Origin of the sequence: Nocardia transvalensis NBRC 15921, from assembly GCF_000308875.1 — a bacterium.
Taxonomy (GTDB): Bacteria; Actinomycetota; Actinomycetes; order Mycobacteriales; family Mycobacteriaceae; genus Nocardia; species Nocardia transvalensis.
Genome location: NZ_BAGL01000065.1, coordinates 50,744 through 67,912, shown reverse-complemented (window position 1 = coordinate 67,912; position 17,169 = coordinate 50,744). Strand labels below are relative to the sequence as shown.

17 protein-coding genes are annotated in these 17,169 nt (G+C 69.8%); 10 read left to right on the top strand and 7 right to left on the bottom strand.

Translation table 11 applies throughout. From position 1 onward, the window contains the following. Window positions 1-83: 83 nt before the first annotated feature. Both ON41_RS24180 and ON41_RS24175 read left to right on the top strand, forming a co-directional pair. The gene (locus ON41_RS24180; protein ID WP_169336508.1) at window positions 84-1,268 is read left to right on the top strand and encodes an acyl-CoA dehydrogenase family protein; all 1,185 of its coding nucleotides are present in this window, start codon (window positions 84-86) and stop codon (window positions 1,266-1,268) included. Window positions 1,269-1,456: 188 nt separating this feature from the next. Beyond that, the gene (locus ON41_RS24175) at window positions 1,457-1,909 is read left to right on the top strand and encodes a GNAT family N-acetyltransferase (protein WP_040750078.1); all 453 of its coding nucleotides are present in this window, start codon (window positions 1,457-1,459) and stop codon (window positions 1,907-1,909) included. 14 nt (window positions 1,910-1,923) lie between these two features. Here the strand turns inward: ON41_RS24175 and ON41_RS24170 are convergent, their stop codons facing one another. Further along, window positions 1,924-2,913 carry an MBL fold metallo-hydrolase gene (locus tag ON41_RS24170; RefSeq protein ID WP_051162344.1) on the bottom strand — a complete coding sequence of 330 codons (990 nt, stop codon included), beginning with the start codon at window positions 2,911-2,913 and terminating at the stop codon, window positions 1,924-1,926. A gap of 99 nt (window positions 2,914-3,012) precedes the next feature. Here ON41_RS24170 and ON41_RS24165 point away from each other — a divergent pair, with 99 nt between their 5' ends. Continuing rightward, window positions 3,013-3,426: a MerR family transcriptional regulator gene (locus ON41_RS24165; protein WP_051162342.1), complete on the top strand. Its 414-nt coding sequence runs from the start codon at window positions 3,013-3,015 to the stop codon at window positions 3,424-3,426. 75 nt (window positions 3,427-3,501) lie between these two features. Here the strand turns inward: ON41_RS24165 and ON41_RS24160 are convergent, their stop codons facing one another. The 6 genes from ON41_RS24160 to ON41_RS24135 form a co-directional block, all read right to left on the bottom strand. After that, window positions 3,502-4,083, bottom strand: coding sequence for a carbohydrate binding domain-containing protein (locus ON41_RS24160; RefSeq protein WP_040750031.1), 582 nt, complete (start codon window positions 4,081-4,083; stop codon window positions 3,502-3,504). 63 nt (window positions 4,084-4,146) lie between these two features. Continuing rightward, window positions 4,147-6,048 carry an alkyl/aryl-sulfatase gene (locus ON41_RS24155; protein WP_083905592.1) on the bottom strand — a complete coding sequence of 634 codons (1,902 nt, stop codon included), beginning with the start codon at window positions 6,046-6,048 and terminating at the stop codon, window positions 4,147-4,149. Between the two features lie 37 nt (window positions 6,049-6,085). Next, window positions 6,086-6,394 carry a DUF202 domain-containing protein gene (locus tag ON41_RS24150; protein ID WP_040750030.1) on the bottom strand — a complete coding sequence of 103 codons (309 nt, stop codon included), beginning with the start codon at window positions 6,392-6,394 and terminating at the stop codon, window positions 6,086-6,088. Continuing rightward, a complete protein-coding gene (locus tag ON41_RS24145; protein ID WP_040750029.1) occupies window positions 6,391-6,741 on the bottom strand; it encodes a YidH family protein in 351 nt (116 codons plus the stop codon). Before ON41_RS24145 ends, ON41_RS24150 begins: the two co-directional genes overlap by 4 nt. Next, a complete protein-coding gene (locus ON41_RS24140; protein WP_157185607.1) occupies window positions 6,741-7,079 on the bottom strand; it encodes a DUF3159 domain-containing protein in 339 nt (112 codons plus the stop codon). Before ON41_RS24140 ends, ON41_RS24145 begins: the two co-directional genes overlap by 1 nt. An 85-nt stretch (window positions 7,080-7,164) precedes the next feature. Beyond that, entirely contained in the window at window positions 7,165-7,746 is a 582-nt protein-coding gene (locus ON41_RS24135) for a TetR/AcrR family transcriptional regulator (RefSeq protein WP_246829599.1), read from the bottom strand. Between the two features lie 125 nt (window positions 7,747-7,871). Between ON41_RS24135 and ON41_RS24130 the strand changes: the two genes are divergently transcribed. From ON41_RS24130 to ON41_RS24100, 7 genes are all read left to right on the top strand, one after another. Then, a complete protein-coding gene (locus ON41_RS24130; RefSeq protein ID WP_051162338.1) occupies window positions 7,872-9,293 on the top strand; it encodes an MFS transporter in 1,422 nt (473 codons plus the stop codon). A gap of 123 nt (window positions 9,294-9,416) precedes the next feature. Beyond that, window positions 9,417-10,682 (top strand): acyl-CoA dehydrogenase family protein, encoded by a 1,266-nt coding sequence (locus ON41_RS24125; protein WP_040750026.1) that lies wholly within the window; start codon window positions 9,417-9,419, stop codon window positions 10,680-10,682. Continuing rightward, complete coding sequence (locus ON41_RS24120; RefSeq protein ID WP_040750025.1) at window positions 10,679-12,244, top strand: ABC transporter substrate-binding protein; 1,566 nt, start codon at window positions 10,679-10,681, stop codon at window positions 12,242-12,244. The genes ON41_RS24125 and ON41_RS24120 overlap by 4 nt, the downstream gene beginning before the upstream one ends. Beyond that, a complete protein-coding gene (locus tag ON41_RS24115; protein ID WP_040750024.1) occupies window positions 12,241-13,197 on the top strand; it encodes an ABC transporter permease in 957 nt (318 codons plus the stop codon). Before ON41_RS24120 ends, ON41_RS24115 begins: the two co-directional genes overlap by 4 nt. Continuing rightward, window positions 13,194-14,090: an ABC transporter permease subunit gene (locus tag ON41_RS24110; protein WP_040750023.1), complete on the top strand. Its 897-nt coding sequence runs from the start codon at window positions 13,194-13,196 to the stop codon at window positions 14,088-14,090. Before ON41_RS24115 ends, ON41_RS24110 begins: the two co-directional genes overlap by 4 nt. Then, window positions 14,087-15,736: a nickel ABC transporter ATP-binding protein NikE gene (gene nikE, locus ON41_RS24105; protein ID WP_040750022.1), complete on the top strand. Its 1,650-nt coding sequence runs from the start codon at window positions 14,087-14,089 to the stop codon at window positions 15,734-15,736. Before ON41_RS24110 ends, nikE begins: the two co-directional genes overlap by 4 nt. Further along, window positions 15,737-17,146, top strand: coding sequence for an LLM class flavin-dependent oxidoreductase (locus tag ON41_RS24100; protein WP_040750021.1), 1,410 nt, complete (start codon window positions 15,737-15,739; stop codon window positions 17,144-17,146). The last annotated feature ends 23 nt before the right edge of the window (window positions 17,147-17,169 follow it).

Genomic DNA, 17,169 nt, shown 5'->3' with positions numbered 1-17,169 from the left:
CACCACCGTGAGCGCATACCTGTCGCCGGCGCCCCGTTGCGGTTCGAATGCGGAGGAGCCTGCACGACGAATGGGGAGCTGTGATGGTGGCAGTCGACGATGATCTCCGGACGCGCCTGGACGCCGTCGCCACGGTGGCGGCCGGCCTGGGCCCGGAGGCCGCCGACCGCGAGGCCGAGCACAAGCTGCCCACCGAGCAGCTGTCGCACCTGCTGGCCGCGGGGGCCGGGGCGCTGCGCGTGCCGGTGGAGTACGGCGGATCCGGCGCGCCGGTGCGGGTGCTGGCGGACGTCCTGATCGATATCGCCGCGGGCGATTCGAATCTGGCGCAGATCTTCCGGGGGCACCTCGGGCTCACCGAGATCCTGCGGTTCGCCGACCCCGGCCCGGCCCGCGAGACGCTGCTGCGCTCGGCCGCGGGGGGCGCGTTCTTCGGCCCCGCGGGCGCGGAGCTGAGCACGCCCAATCTGAAAGAACTTGCCACCTCGCTGCGCCGGGACGGCGACCACTATCTGCTGTCGGGCCGCAAGTACTACACGACCGGCAGCCTCTACGCCGACTGGCTCAACGTGCTGGTCTCCGTGGACGGCGAATTCGTCTCCGCGATCGTGCCCCGGCGCAGCGAGGGCGTCACGGTGATCGACGACTGGGACGGCTTCGGGCAGCGGCTCACCGCCAGCGGTACGGCCGTCTTCGAATCCGTGCGCGTGGACCCGGATTACCTGCTGCGCCATCGCGATCCGCTGACCAACGACTACATGGAGGCGTTCTACCAGTTCGTGCACTCGGCCACCCAGGCCGGTATCGCGCGGGCGGTCGCCGACGACCTGGCCGACCTGGTCCGCGGCCGCGCGCGGTCGTATCCGCTGGCCTCGACGCCCGAACCCGCGGCCGATCCGCAGGTGTTGCAGATCGTGGGGGAGGTCCGCGGCAAGGCGTATTCGGCGCGCGCGAACGTGCTGCACCTCGCCGGCACCCTGGACGAATTCCTGGCCGACCCGAGCCCCGCGCGCGCCGAGCGGGCCCTGCTGGACTCCGCCGCGACCCAGGTGGTGAACACCGACCTCGTCGGCGCCGCGACCTGGCAGTTCTTCAACGCCGGAAGCGCGAGCGCCCTGAAAACCCGGCTCGGCCTCGACCGCCACTGGCGCAACGCCCGCACCGTCTCCTCCCACAACCCGGCCGTCTACAAGGCCGCCCTGATCGGCGACCACGCGGTCAACGGCACCCGCCCCCGCTCCTTCCTCAACAGCCTGGGCGACTCATGACCGGGCATCCCCTCACGTCTCTCCCAGGCCCGTCCTCGTTTCCCGGTACTGTCCCGTCCTCGTTTCCCGGTACTGTCCCGTCCTCGTTTCCCGGTACTGTCCCGTCCTCGTTTCCCGGTACTGCCCCGTCCTCGTTTCCCGGCACCGGCTCGTCCTCATTTCCCGGCACGCTTGTGGCCGGGACCCCGGTGACCCTCTCCACAGTCGACTGGAACCACCTGGACGCGGAACTCCTCCGGGACGAGATGGCCGCCGAGGTCGGACCTCGCTACGCGCGCCTGATGCGATCGCTGGCCGCCAATCCGCACCACGTCGAACCGGAGACGGTGGTGCGGACGGTCGTCGCCTACGCGGACGGTCCTGTCGGGCACGCGGCCGTGCGCTGGAACGGGGGCGATCTCGAGCTGAAACGGATGTTCGTGCGTCCCGGGAATCGCGGTCGCGGCGTGTCCGGATTGCTGCTGGCCGCCGCCGAGGACGCCGCGCGCGAACACGGCGTGCCCCGGCTCGTTCTCCAGACCGGCCATCTACAGCCGGCGGCGGTCCGTTTCTACCTGCGCAGCGGCTACCACCGCATCGACCTCTTCCCGCCGTACGAGGACCTGCCCCTGTCGAATTGCTTTGCCAAGCAACTGGATTGACTCCGCGCCGTGCGCTACGTCCTCCCCGCGGGCAGCCCGCTGTCCGGGGCCGCCGACGATCCCGGCTGCGGATTCGAGTGATCACGCAATGCCTGCGCCGCGTCGTGATCGTGGGTCGGGACGATGGTCACCCGGTGGCGGGCCAGGTGCAGGCGGTGGAGGGTGCGGAACGTCTCGTCGCGATCGGCGTCGGCGAAATTACCTGGGTAGCTGGCCTTCTGGCGGATCGTATCGATCTGGAGACGGTGCCAGGCGGCATCCCCGGCCAGCAGGATCCACCCGCTGCGGGTGTGCGCGAGTATCCCGACGCTGCCCGGCGTATGCCCGGCCAGGTCGACGAGAACCACGGTGCCGTCACCGAAGAGATCGCGGCTGCGGGTGAAGGTGAGCACCGGCGGCCCGTCCAGCTCGTACTCCACGATCGGACGGTCGCGCAGCGAATCCCGCACGCCGCCGACCGGCGCCACCGGCCCCGAGGACACCCACCGGTATTCGGGCCGGTGCAGATGCACGGGCAGGCCGGGCAGGTCCAGCAGGCCGCATACGTGATCCCAGTGGGCGTGCGTGGGCAGCGCGAAATCCGGACGCGGCAGCCGCGGTTCGGCGCGCAGCGCGTCGACGGTGGCGACGACGTCGCCGGGCGGGCGCACGGCGACCCGCAGCACCGCGGGGAGTTGCGCGATCGCGCGGTGCTCGGCGTCGATACAGACGCTCGGGTCGACCAGGAATGTCGCCTCCGGATGCTCGATCACGAACGACGTGAGCGAGTTCGTGATCCGGCGCGGCGTGAAGACGCCCTCCGCGACCGCCTCGGTCGGCACCGGACGCGGCGCCTGCGGCAGCGCGGTCACCGTGACCGTGCCCCGCGGCTCCGGCAGGCCGGCATCCTCGATCGAGCGCAGCAGCCGTTCGTCCCGCCGCCGCGGCCGCACCATTCCGTACACGAAACCCGTTGCCGCCGAGCAGCATTCGAGCACGCTCGGCGTCCGTGCCGGATCCGACATTCGCCCTCACTCCGTTCCAGGATCTCCCGGCGGCCCAGCCGCCGCTACCATCGGAGTCACCGTAAAACTTCATGTCGACGTGAAGTAAAGGGGAAATGTGTGACTATCCGGGACGGTCTGAAGATCGGCGATGCGGCGGCCTCGACGGGCATCGCCGCGCACGTCCTGCGCCACTGGGAGTCGGTGGGCCTGCTCGCGCCGCCGCGCAGCCCGTCGGGCCACCGCACCTACGACGAGCAGACCCTGGACCGGGCCCGGCTGATCCGGACGCTGCAGCGCACCGGGCTGTCGCTGGGGCAGATCCGCGGGATGGCGGCGGGCGGCCACGGCGAGCGGATCGCCCTGATCGACGCCAAACGCGGCGAGATCCGCGACCAGATCGCGCTGCTGCGCGACACCGACCGCTTCCTCGCCCACGTCCTCACCTGCAGTCACCCGATCATCGCCGAATGCCCGGACTGCGCCCGGTTCGTCACCCGGCACGGCGCCGACCGCACCCCGCACGGCCTCTGACCTCACCCAGGGGCCGCCGGTATCCGCACGGCGGCGCGCGGGAGGCTGGGCACGAGCGGCGTCGATCCGCGAGCGCTACCCGTCCGCGCGGGTGCGCTGTGCGGAACCCGTGGCGGCGGACAGGGTGCAGCCCGACCCACTGGTCGCGGAGCCGGTGCACGAGCCTGCGGCGGCGGGCGCAGCGACCACACTGAAGTCGGTGCACCAGCCGCCCGTGGCGCCGGTCGCCTGGCAGGCGATGTAGACCGTGTCGCCGGCGGCGGTGAAGGTCTGCGTCACCGTCTCCGGCGCGGTCGAGGTGACCGTGCGGTTGACATAGCCGACGCCCGAGCGCGAATCGAGGGCCAGCACCAGCACCGCCCCTTGATCGGCCGCGCCGGCCCGGGCGGAGAACGTGTAGGTGAGGCCCTTGGTCACCGGCACGTCCTGGCCCACGTACCCGCTGTCGTGCACGCCGGCGCCGGAACCACCGATCGTCGCGTTGTAGAGATGCTGATCCCAGCCGCTCGGGCCGTCCTGGAACGCCCCGTTGACGACCAGGTCGCCCGCGTCGGCGAGCCGGAGGCCGGGCGCGGCCCCGGCGGCTCCGGACCCGCACAGGCATCCGGCGGCGAGCACGAGCAGGCAGGGAAGAGCGCTGCGGGACAGCACGATCATGGTTCCTCCTGGGTGCGGGGCATGCCGGGCACGCCGACGGATTCGGTTGTGGTGTGGCAGCTGTCAGGGAGTGACGATCGCGAAGTCCGGGTCGGGCTGGTCGAACAGCGACACCAGGCGCACGAAGCTCTGGGCGTCACCGTCGATGGCGATCGCTCCGGAGCTCAGTGCGGCCTGGAGATCCTGCCCCGCCAGCAGGACGCCGATGAGGGTGGCGCGGGTGAGGGTGAAGGTGACGTCGGCGGGTGGCAGCCGGTCGCCGTCGCGGCGGTCGTAGTGCACCAGCACGCCGTTGCGCAGTTCCAGCCGGCGGGTGCGCTTCTCGTCGGTCAGTACCCAGTCGCTGACGGCCTTCTCGTGCCACGCCTTGGGGCCGTCCAGTCGCAGCGAGAGGGCGTCGAAGACCTGCTCGACGGTGAGGGCGGCGAGCATGGTCGGTGAACTCGCCTTGGTCGGGGTGCCGACGCTGCCGTGGCGCAGCTCGTAGGCGCCCATGAGATAGAAATTGCGCCAGGTCGCGTTCTCGGCGCCGTAGCCGAGCTGCTCGAAGGTGCCTGCTTGCAACTTCTTTGCCGCCTCGTTGGACGGATCGGCGAACAGGACGTAGTTCACCACCTGCGCCACCCACCGGTAGTCGCTGTCGTCGTAGGCCACCCGGGCCTTGCGCAGCACCTCCTCGGCGCCGCCCATGAATTCCACGTGCCGCGTGGCGGATTCGACCGGCGGATGCTCCCACAGGTGTGCCGGATTGCCGTCGAACCAGCCCATATAGCGCTGGTAGACGGCCTTCACATTGTGGCTGACCGAGCCGTAGTACCCGCGGGTGTGCCACGCGGCCTCGAGGGCGGGCGGCAGCTCGATGGTCTCGGCGATCTCCGCGCCCACATAGCCCTGATTGAGGCGGCGCAGCGTCTGGTCGTGCAGGTATGCGTACAGATCCCGTTGCAGGGCAAGGTATTCCACGCCGCGCTCGGTGCCCCAGGTGGGCCAGTGATGGGAGGCGAACACCACGTCGGCGTCGCGGGCGAACAGGGTGATCGCCTCGGTCAGGTACTGCGACCACACGTGCGGATCGCGCACCAGCGCGCCGCGCAGGGTCAGCAGGTTGTGCAGGGTGTGCGTGGCGTTCTCGGCCATGCACAGGGCGCGGCGGCCGGGGAAGTAGAAGTTCATCTCCGCCGGGGCCTCGGTGCCCGGGGTGATCTGGAAGTCGATGCGGACCCCGTCGACGGTCTCGGTCTGGCCGGTGCGGGTGATGTCGTGCGTCGGGGCGATCAGCGTGACGGTGCCGGTCGAGGTGGTCTGCCCCAGGCCCGCCCCGACCTGCCCCTTCGGCCCGCGGGGCAGCGCCGCGCCGTACATGTAGGCCGCGCGGCGGGCCATCGCCGTTCCGGCGTAGACGTTCTCGGCGACGGCGTGCTCGAGGAATCCGGCCGGTGCGAGCACCGGGCATCGGCCCGCCTCGACGTCCTCGACGGTGGTGACGCCCAGCGCCCCGCCGAAATGGTCGACGTGCGAATGGGTGTAGATCAGCCCGGTCACCGGCCGGTCGCCGCGATGCACACGGTACAGCGCGAGCCCGGCGGCCGCGGTCTCCGCGGAGATCAGCGGATCGATCACGATCACGCCGGAATTCCCCTCCACCAGCGTCATATTCGACAGATCCAGGCCGCGGATCTGATAGATGCCGTCGGTCACCTCGTACAGCCCCTGGCGGATGTTGAGCCCCGACTGCCGCCACAGGCTCGGATTCACCGAAGCCGGGCAGGTACCGCGCAGGAAGCCGTAGGAGTCGTTGTCCCACACGATATTTCCGTTGGCATCGGTCACGGTCCCGGGTTCGAGGGCGGCGACGAAGCCGCGATCGGCGTCCTCCTGGTCGGCGGTGTCGGCGAAGGGCAGCTCATCCGCCAGCTGCTGTTGCTGATCGGCGATGGCGCCGGTCGGATCTGTTGCGGTATCCACATCTGCCTCCTGAGCAGCCGGACTGTGAGATCACGTGTCAGAACAGGGGATCGGTGGCTCCGATGGCGACCGCGGCCAGCGCGACGCCGATGATCGCCACCGCGGTCACCGCGATCACCTGGCTGCCGTGTCCCCAATGGCCTTGCTGCAGAGAACGATTGCGCACATAGCTCATCACGGTGACGGCCATGAGCACCAGTGCCGCGGCCACGGGCGCCGCCGCCGTCTCGCGCCAGCCGCTCCCGATGGCCTCGTGGATGAACAGCGCCGCGGTGGCCATCGCCGCGACCGCGGTCCGCCGCCAGGCGAGGGCGGTGCGCTCGGCGGCGAGCGTCGGCGCGGTCATCGGTACAACACCGCCACCGCGGCCAGTATCGACACCGCCGCGATGCCCGCGGCCAGCAGCGGCACCATGACCGAATTCGCCAGCGGCGCACCGCGTTCCATCCGCCGCTGCACGTCGCGCCAGTGCGTGTACGCGCCGATGGACACCGTCACCGCCAGCACGATGCAGCTCAATGCCAGCGCCCGCCGCAGCCCGGCGTGGTGGAAGGGCTGTACGAGGGTGTGCACCGCGACGCCGCCGGCGAGCAGGCCCAGCGCGGTCCGGATCCACGCCAGGAAGGTGCGCTCGTTGGCCAGGGTGAAGCGGTAGTCGATTCCGGGATCTTCGTCGTCGTCCACGGAAGCCATCATGCGGCTCGCAGCGATCGCCGCACCCACAACCAGGTGACCCCGATCATGACCACCAGAGCCGGTTTACCGAGGACGAGCGCGACCGAGCCGAGCAGCACCACCTCGTTCGCGACGTACAGCGGCACCATGATCACGAGGTGTACCGCCCAGAAGACGAACCAGGCCGGCGTCAGCAGCGCGATCAGGACCCCCGCCTTGGCGTTGACGGTCGCGTATCCGACGAGGAAACCGACGGCCGGAGCGGCGCCGTCCACGAGATGCCGCACGCCGCCGACGGCGCGGAACTTACCCCAGAGTTCGGCCGCGCCGGGGCGCTGCTGGTCGATCGACTCCATGGCCACCATCCTGTGCGTACCACTCGATGGATTGCGGGTTAATGATCAGCAATCTAGATAGTGCCACGAAAGAGGGTGCGGAGCGTTACGGCTGCGTGTAAAGCCCGGCGAGCGTCACCGCGATCAGGCGATCGGCGGCATCCGGCGCGGTCTCGCAGGCGGCGCCGATGCCGTGGCCCAGGCGCAGCAGGTCGCGGGGCTGGATGTCGTCGCGGACCAGGCCCGCCTCCTGCGCCGGTCGCAGGACGGTGGTCGCCGCGTCGACGATCAGGCTCGAGCACAGGGTGAACGTCTCGGAGCTGCGGTCGATCGCGGCCTTGAGTGTGGCCGCGAGGCTGCGCTTGTCCATGACGAAGTCGACCTGCGCGCGGAACCACTGCTCGAGCGCCTCCGCCGGCGGCCGCGTCTCCGCGAGTTCGTGGGCGCGGGCCGACAGCGTCTCGATACTGGACCGGTAGACGGCCTCGATGAGCGCGTCGCGCTGGGGAAAGTGCCGGTAGAGCGTGCCGGGGCCGACTCCGGCGCGGCGGGCGATGTCGTCCAGCGGGGCCTCGGGGCCGTGCTCGGCGAAGGCCGCGCGGGCGCATTCGATGATGCGCTCGTAGTTGCGGCGTGCGTCGGCGCGCATCGGCCGTCCCGTCGGCGTCGTTGTCGGCGGTGCGTCCACGGTTCCTCCATTGAAAACGGATGAACTCTCCGCTTAGTCTTGCGTAAGTGGAGATGTTCTCCATATGCTAACTCCATCAGAAACGGAGACTGTCTCCGCTTGATTTCGCTTTCGATGGAGCCCCCTTGACCACCTCCACCCTCTCGTCGGCCGCCGTCCGCACCGATACCCCGCCGCTGCGCCGCGGTGTCGTGCTGATGACCCTGCTGACCTGCCAATTGATGATCATTCTCGATGTCACCGTGATGAATGTGGCGCTGCCGCGCATCCGGACCGACCTGCATTTCAGCGCCACCGGACTGTCCTGGGTGATGAATGCGTACACGCTGGTCTTCGGTGGCCTGCTGCTGCTCGGTGGCCGGGCCGGCGACCTGTTCGGACGCCGGCGGCTGTTCGTCGCCGGCGCCGCCCTGTTCACCCTCGCTTCGCTGGTCGGGGGCCTGGCGCCAACGGCGGGCTGGCTGCTGGCCGCGCGGGTCGTGCAGGGGATCGGCGGCGCGATGGCCGGGCCCAGCACGCTGGCGCTGCTGACCACGACCTTCAGCGAACCCAAGGCCCGGATGCGGGTGCTGGCGCTGTTCTCGGGCATGTCCAGTGCCGGATTCGCGATCGGGCTGATGCTCGGCGGGCTGCTCACCGAGTGGCTGGGCTGGCGATCCGTGCTGTTCATCAACGTGCCGTTCGGGGTGGCCGTGGTCGCGCTGGCGCTGCGCTACCTCCCGCAATCGGTGCGGCAGCCCGCGCGCCTGGATCTGCCGGGCGCGGTGACCGCCACCGGCGGTGTCGCGGCGCTGGTCTACGGCTTCATCAATGCCGCCGCGCACGGCTGGGGCGCGCCCGCCACGGGCGTCTCGCTGGCGGCGGGCGCCGTGCTGCTCGTGGCCTTCGTCGCCGTCGAACTGCGCGCGGCGCAGCCGCTGCTGCCGCTGCACCTGTTCGCCGACCGCAATCGCGCCGCCGCCTACGTCAATATGTTCCTCGGCCCGATGGCGGGCATGTCGATGTTCTTCTTCCTCACCCAGTATTTGCAGGAGGTGCGTGGAATGAGCGCGCTGGCAACGGGTTTCGCCTTCCTGCCGACCGCGGCGCTGATGTTCACCATGATCCGGCTGATTCCCCGCCTGCTGCCCCGGTTCGGCCCGAAGCCGGTGACCGTGACCGGTACGGTCCTGATGGCCGCGGGCTTGCTGCTGCTGACCCGATTGTCCACGGACAGCGCGTATTTCCCGCTGTTGCTGGCGGCGATGATCCTCATGGGCTGTGGCATCGGCCTGGCGTTCTCGCCCCTGAACGTGATCATCATGTCGAATATCCCGCCGAACGAGGCCGGCGCGGCCGGGGGCGCGCTGCAAACCGTCCAGCAGACCGGCGGCACCCTGGGCCTGGCCATCCTGGTGACGATCTTCGGCACCGCCTCCCGCGCCGCCTCGGGCACACCCCACGAGGTCCTGGTCCACGGCATCACCGCCGCCTTCACCGGAGCGGTGGTCATCGCCGCTCTCACCTTCGCCGTAGCCCTCACCTTCCGCCGCAACGACCCCGCTTAACCCCCGGTGTTGTGTTCCGAGTGATCGCAATTCTGTTGGCACCCAAAACCGTACGGTTGACTGGCTGACGTCACCGCGCGGCGTGCCGAATCCGAGCCGCGCGTCGTGAGCCGAAGGAGACCCATGACGAATGCCGGATCGGTGGTTCCCTACGGCGGGACCGACGCCGAGGAATTCGCACGGTGGGAGGGGATCGCGCGACAGGTGGCCGCCGAACTCGCCGAGACGGCACTGGAGCGGGACCGCGCCAACCGGAACCCGCTCGCGGAGCTGGAACTGTTGCGCCGCAACGGATTACTCGGTTTCGCCACGCCGCGCGAGTTCGGCGGCGCCGGTGGCGGCCTGACCCAGGCGCTGCGGCTGGGCCGCATCGTCTCCGCCGCCGACGGCTCGATCGGGCAGCTCCTCACCTATCACTATTCGAACGGTGTGTGGACCTATCTGCTCGCCTCGCGGGCCCAGTGGGAACATGTGGCGCGCGGGGTGGGGGAGAAGGGCTGGTTCCAGGGCAGCGTCAGCAATCCGCGCGACCCGAACGTGCAGGTCACGCGCGCGGCGAAGGGCCTGCGTATCAACGGAACCCGTACCTTCGCTACCGGCGTCGCGGTCGCCGACTACATCACGGTCTGCCTGTTCGACGGCGATCGCCCGGTGTACGTGCACATTCCGCCGGACCGCCCCGGCCTGAGCTTCGGCGACGACTGGGACAACCTGGGCCAGCGGCTGACCGCCAGCGGCAGTGTGACCTTCGACGACGTCGCCGTCGAACCGGAGGAGATACTGACCGGGCTGGACGAATTCGCCACCGCCGGAGGCGATCCCGCACTGCGTGACGGTCTGCGGGGTCTGTTCAGCCAGCTCATCTTCGCCACCTTGTATCTCGGCATCGCCGAGGGCGCGCTCGACGCCGCGGCGGAGTATGTGCGCGACCGGGGACGCCCCTGGCCGGAAGCCCCGACCCGCGAGGCCACCGAGGACCCCTACCACCTGCAACTGTTCGGGCGGCTGTCGGCCGATGTCGCCGCCGGTGTCGCGCTCGCGGACGCGGTGGCGGGGGAGTACGAGACCGCGCTCGCGGCCGGGACCGGGCTGACCCGGGAGCGGTGGGGCGCGCTCGCGATCCGGCTGGATCAGCTGAAATCGGTGTCCACCGAAGCGGTCCTGGACGTCACCAGCACGATCTACCAGGCCACCGGCGCGCGATCGACCGCCAATTCCGTGGGGCTGGACATCTATTGGCGCAACGCGCGCACGCACACCACGCACGATCCGGTCGCCTACCGGCAGCGCGAGATCGGCGACTACCTGCTCAACGGGCGTCTCCCGCACCCCGGCCGGCTTCGTGAACTGGCGCGCGCGGCGGCGAGGTCGCAGGGGAACGGCTCATGAGATCCGGTGTGGCACGGGTCGTCGCGGCCGCCGGAGTCGCGCTGACGCTGGTCCTGACCGGCTGCGGCGCGGACGCGTCGGCCGGTGACACCCTGGTCGTCGGGCTCTACACCGAGCCCAGCGCGATCGACCCGAATCGGGAGTACTACTGGGAGACCTACCGGGTCTCCAGCAATATCTACGAGCCGCTGGTCAAGGAGGATCTGTCCACCGATCAGGGCGTCCCGAAACCGGTTCCCGCGCTGGCCACGAGCTGGCGGTCCTCGCCGGACGGCCGGATCTGGACCTTCGACCTCCGGCAGGGCGTGAAATTCCACGACGGCACCGACTTCGACGCGCACGCACTGGATTTCGACATTCGACGCTTCACCGATCCGTCGTTCGAGTTCTACGACAAGGTCAGCGCCGGGATGATGAAGGACTGGTACGCCGACCTGAAGCAGACCACGGTCGTCGACGACCACACCTTCGCCTTCGAATTCCACCGCCCGAACCTCGGTTTCCCGCGTCTGCTCGCCCAGTCCATCCGGTCGACGCTCGTCGCCAGCCCGGCCGCCATCCGCGCCTACGGCAACGACGGCCTGGCCGACCATCCCGTCGGCACCGGTCCGTACACCTTCGTCGAACGGAAGCGCGGCGACCACATCACCCTGAAGCGCAATCCGAGCTACTGGGGTCCGGCGCCGAAGACGAACCGTCTGGTGTTCCGGATCATCCCGAACAACCAGACCCGCCTGGCGGCGCTGGAAAGCGGTGACGTGGACCTGATCTCGCGCGTTCAGCCCACCGACGTGCCGGTGCTGGAGGCCGGTGGCTACCCGGTGCCGCAGGGCAGCAGCGCCCAGCTCGACTATCTCAGCGTCCGCTACAAGACGGCGCCGGCACTGCAGGATCCCCGGGTGCGGCGGGCGGTCGCGAAGGCCGTCGATCGGGCGGGGATCGCCCGCGACATCTACGACGGCTACGCGCAACCGGTGACCTCGATGCTCAACCCCGGCAACGAGGCGTACGACCCGGCCCTGCGCGACCACGCCTACGATCCGGAGGGCGCGCGGGCCGATCTGGCGGCGGCCGGATACCGGAACTCGTTGCGCTTCAATATCGTCGCCGATCTCGCCGGACAACCCGAGGCCGAGTACATCGCCACCAACCTCGCCGCGGTCGGCATCACGGCGACCGTGGTGGCGGTCGATCGCGCCACCTACAGCACCCGCACCGAGAATCCGGAGCCCGGCGACGGATTGAGCCTGGACGAGTACGGCGGCACCTATCCGGAATGGATCGCGGAGGTCTTCAACTCCGGCGTGATCGCCAAGGGCGGCAAGGACTTCGTCGACTACCAGGGGATCAGCGGCGCGATCGACCGCGCTCGATATACCGCGGATCCGGCCGCGCGGTCGGGGCTGTGGCAGGACGCCGACCGTGCGCTGCTGTCCGGCGCGGCGCTGATTCCCACAGTGAACTTCACCCGCTACTACGCGCTGAGCCCGCGGGTGCGCGGCTTCGTGTGGCCGCGCACCAACTGGTACGACCTGACCACGGTCTCCCTGGAGCCGGCATGACCGCGCGTATCGCCTGGCGGGTGGCCGCCCTCGTGCCGATCCTGTTCGTCATCTCGGTGGCGACGTTCACCATCGGCGTGCTCAGTCCCGGCGACCCGGTCCGCAGCGGGCTGGGCCAGCAGCTCTCGCCCGAGTCGATCGCCGCGCTGCGCGCCGCCTACGGCCTGGACGACCCGCTGCCGCAACGGTATTGGGACTGGCTGACCGGGCTGTTCACCGACGGCGGCGGGCAATCGCTGGTGCAGCACACCGGCGTGCTGTCGATGCTGGGCCCCGCGTTCGCCAATACCATCGTCCTCGCCGCCGCGGCGATCGTCGTATCGGTGGGATTCGGCGCGATCATCGGGGCCGTGGCCGCGCTCAACCACAATCGGCTCGTCGACCGGCTGGTCATGGGGCTGGTCCAGATCGGCAGCAATCTGTCGGTGTACTGGTTCGGCCTGATCCTGATCTGGCTGTTCGCGATTCGGCTGCACACACTTCCGGCGAGTGGCAAGCGGAACTACCGCGTCGAGGACCCGGGTCTCGGCGATCTGCTGAACCACCTTGTGCTCCCGGCGGTCTCGGCGGGGCTCATCTCGATGCTGGTGCTGGCCCGCTTCGCCCGGGTGGCGGTCATCGACGCGCTGGCCTCGGACTACGTGCGCACGCTGCGGTCACAGGGCTTGCCGCGGCATCGAATCGTGCTGCGGCACATCGGCCGTAATGTCGCGCCGACGCTGCTGAACGCCACCGGGCTGGAGATCGGGGCGTTGCTGTCGGGCGTCGTCTTCGTCGAAAGTGTCTACAACTGGCCGGGTCTCGGCGTCCAGCTGGTCGCCGCCATCTCCGGGCACGACTATCCGGTGATCCAAGCCGGCGTCCTGCTGGTGACCGTGACGTTCGTGGTGGTGAATCTGGCCACCGATATCGGCAGGGATCTGCTCGATCCCAGACTGCGGAGGGCGCAGTGACGACAACACTCACCGAATCCCCGCCGGAAACGGCCGGAGAAGCCCCCCGGGATCGCCGCCACCGCAGGCGAATCGCCCTGCGGCACGGGCAATTCTGGGTATCGTGCGTCGTTCTGACCCTCGTGGTCGTGGTGTCGGTACTGGCGCCGTGGCTCGCACCGCACGATCCGGTGCGGCCCGACGCCGCGCACCGCTACCTCGCGCCGCTGTCCGAGGGGCACCTGCTGGGCACCGACGAGCAGGGCCGCGACGTCTTCAGCCGGCTGCTGTGGGGCGGCCGGACGACCCTGCTGTGGACGTTCGCCGCCGTCACCGCCGCCGTGGTGATCGGTACCGCGCTGGGCCTGGCGGCCGCCTTCGGGCGGGGCGCGGGGGCCGCGCTGCTGATGCGGGTGGTCGATCTGCTGTTCGCGTTTCCCGTGGTGATCGTGGCGGTGTCGCTGGCCGAGATCATCGGCACCGGCCCCGCGGTCGTCGCCCTGTCCGTGGTGTTCGCGACCGTGCCGTACGTAACCCGCATCGTGTACGGCGAGGCGAGACGCGAGCGCGGCAAGGAGTACGTGGACGCCGCGACCGTGCTCGGCGCCGGGCGCGCGACCGTGCTGTTGCGCGAGGTGCTGCCCAATATCGGCCCGACCGTGCTGGTCTACTGGTCCACGCTGATCGGGATGATGACGGTGTTCGCGGCCAGCCTCGGCTCGCTCGGCGTCGGCGTGCAGCCGCCCACCCCGGACTGGGGACGCATGGTCGCCGAGGGCGCCAAGGTGCTGCTGTCCGGCAGCGCGTACGTGGCGATCGCGCCCGGATTGGCCATCCTGGTGGTCGGTGTCGCGTTCAGCTGGTTCGGCGACGGACTGCGCGACCTGCTCGACCCGCGGCGGGTGCGGCGATGAGTACGGACCTGTTACGCGTCGACGATCTCACCGTCGGCTTCGGCTCGGTGCGGGCCGTGCGCGGGGTGAGCCTGAGCGTGCGCCGCGGTGAGATCTTGGCGCTGGTAGGCGAATCCGGTTCGGGTAAGAGTGTGTCGGCCGCTGCGGTGGTCGGATTGCTGCCTCCCACAGCGCAAGTCGGCGGGAGCGTCACCTTCGAAGGGCGGCAACTGCTGGGCCTGCGTGACCGGGAACTGAACGCGGTGCGCGGCAAGAAGATCGGGTCCGTATTCCAAGATCCGGCGAACGCGCTGGACCCGTCGTTCACCATCGGTTCGCAACTGCGGGAACTGATCCGCCACCATCGCGGCCTGGCCGCGGCGGACGCCACCGAACTGGCGGGCGACTGGTTGCGGCGGGTCGGCATCCCCGATACCGGCCGTGTCCTCGGCTCCTATCCGCACGAACTGAGTGGCGGTATGCGCCAGCGCGTGATGCTCGCGGTCGCGTGCCTGCCCGAACCGGATCTGCTGATCGCCGACGAACCCACCACCGCCCTGGACCCGACCGTCGCCAAACAGGTCCTGGACCTGCTGGCCGGGTTGCAGCGCGAGCTGGGCCTGGCGGTGCTGATCGTGACGCACGACTTCGGCGTGGTGTCCCATATCGCGGACCGGGTGGCGGTGCTCCGACACGGTGAACTGGTCGAATCCGGTGACGTGACGACCGTGCTGAGTGCCCCGGAGCACCCGTACACCCGGCTGCTGATCGAGTCGGTACCGGTGTTCGGCCGGGATATCGGCGGCGCCGGGCGGACGCACAACGGCTCCGGGCCGAGCACGGATATCTTGCCCGAGAGCGCGGACGGAGAAGCGCAGGACGTCCCGCTGCTCGAACTCCGCAGCGTGACAAGGCGATTCCAGATCCGCCGCAGCGGTTGGCGGCGACCGCCGGACTTCGCGGCACTCACGGCTGTCGACCTGGCCGTGCGCCGCGGCGAGAGCGTCGGCTTGATCGGTGAATCCGGTTCCGGGAAGTCCACCGTCGCGCGCCTGGCGGCCGGATTGCTGACACCGTCGCAGGGTTCGGTGCACTTCGACGGACAATCGCTGTCCGGCAAGGAATTCCGTCGCGGCCTGCAATTGATATTCCAGGACCACGGCAGCGCGCTCAATCCACGGGTGCGGATCGGTGAGCAACTCGTCCGGCCCATGCTGCGGCTCGGCGTCGCCGCCGGTGCGGAGGCCACAGAACGCGCCGACGAGCTGATCACCGCGGTCGGCCTCGAACCGGCTGTCCTGGAACGCTTTCCGCACGAGCTGTCCGGAGGACAGCGGCAGCGGGTCGGCATCGCCCGCGCGCTCGCGGTGCGGCCGCGGCTGCTCGTGCTCGACGAGCCGACCTCCGCGCTCGACGTCACCACCCAGGCGCGCATCCTCGACCTGCTCGCCGACCTGAAACGGCGTTTCGACCTGACATTCCTGCTGATCGCGCACAACCTGGCGATCGTCGAGGCCTTCGCCGACCGGATCGTCGTCCTCGACGCCGGACGCGTCGTCGACGACTTCCCGGCCGCCGAATTCCGTTCTCCGGAACGGCATCCGGTGACGCGACGCCTGGTCGACGCGGTCCTGCAACCGACCCGCCCGCTCGAGGAGGCGCGCTAGATGGCACCCCGGAAACTCGTACTCAACGCGACCGAAATGCACACCGCAGGCCACATCGCGTGGGGACTGTGGCGGCTGCCCGACGCCGACAGCGTGCGCTACACCCAGCTGTCCTACTGGACCGAACTGGCGACCCTGCTGGAGGACGGCGGGTTCGACGCGCTGTTCATCGCCGACGCCCTCGGCCAGCTCGACAGCTACACCAAGAGCGCCGATCCGGCGCTGGCCACCGCCGCGCAGACCCCGCTCGACGACCCGCTGCTGGTGATCTCCGGGATGGCGGCGGTCACCTCGACCCTCGGATTCGGGGTCACCGTCTCGACCACCTACGAACAGCCGTACCTGCTGGCCCGCAAGTTCACCACGCTCGACCACCTCACCGGCGGCCGCATCGGCTGGAACATCGTCACCTCGCAGCTGGACAGCGCCGCCCGCAATCTCGGCTACGACCGGCAGATCCCGCACGACGAACGCTACGAGCGCGCACAGGAATTCGTGGACGTCACCTACAAGCTGTGGGAAGGCTCCTGGGAGGACGGCGCCGTCGTGGCCGACCGCGAGCGCGGCATCTACGCCGACCCCCGCAAGGTCCACGCCATCGGCCACCACGGCCGGTACTACTCCGTGCCCAGCGCTGCCCTGTCGGAACCGTCGGTGCAGCGCACACCGGTGATCTACCAGGCGGGCACCTCACCGCGCGGCCGGGAATTCGCCGCTCGCAACGCCGAGGTCGTCTTCGTCGCCGGCCACAGTCCCGAGGTGCTGCGCAAGAACATCGGCGCCATCAAGTCGCTGGCCGTGAAGTACGGGCGCTCCCCGGACGCGATCAAATTCGTCGCCTCCACCCTAGTGATCACCGACAGCACCGATGCGGCGGCCGCGGCGAAACTGCGTGACTACCAACGCTATTACAGCGTCGAGGGCGCGCTGACGCATTTCTCGGCGGTGACCGGCATCGACTGGTCGGAGTTCGATCTCGACGCGCCGCTCGAGTACATCGAGACCGAGAGCAACCGCTCCTTCCTGGCCGCCATCACCAAGGACGCTCCGCCGGAGGCGAAGTGGACGCTCCGCAAGTTTCTCGCCCCGGAAAACGGTGTCTCCTACGGAGATTCGATCGTCGGCGGCGGCAAGTCCGTCGCCGACCAGCTGGCGTCCTTCGCCGAGGCGGCCGACCTCGACGGCTTCAACCTCAACGGCGCCAACCCGCACCAGAGCTACCGCGACCTCGCCGACCACGTGATCCCGGAACTGCGCTCCCGCGGCCTGGTCCGCGAGGCGGTACCGGGCCAGACCCTGCGCCAACGCCTGTTCGACACCCCGGACCCCCGCCTGCCCGCCGACCACCCGGGCAGCGCCTACCGGGGCGCGTTCGACGACCAGCCCTCATCGGCGCCGACCCTGCTCTGACGGGATGCACGGCACCCGCCGAC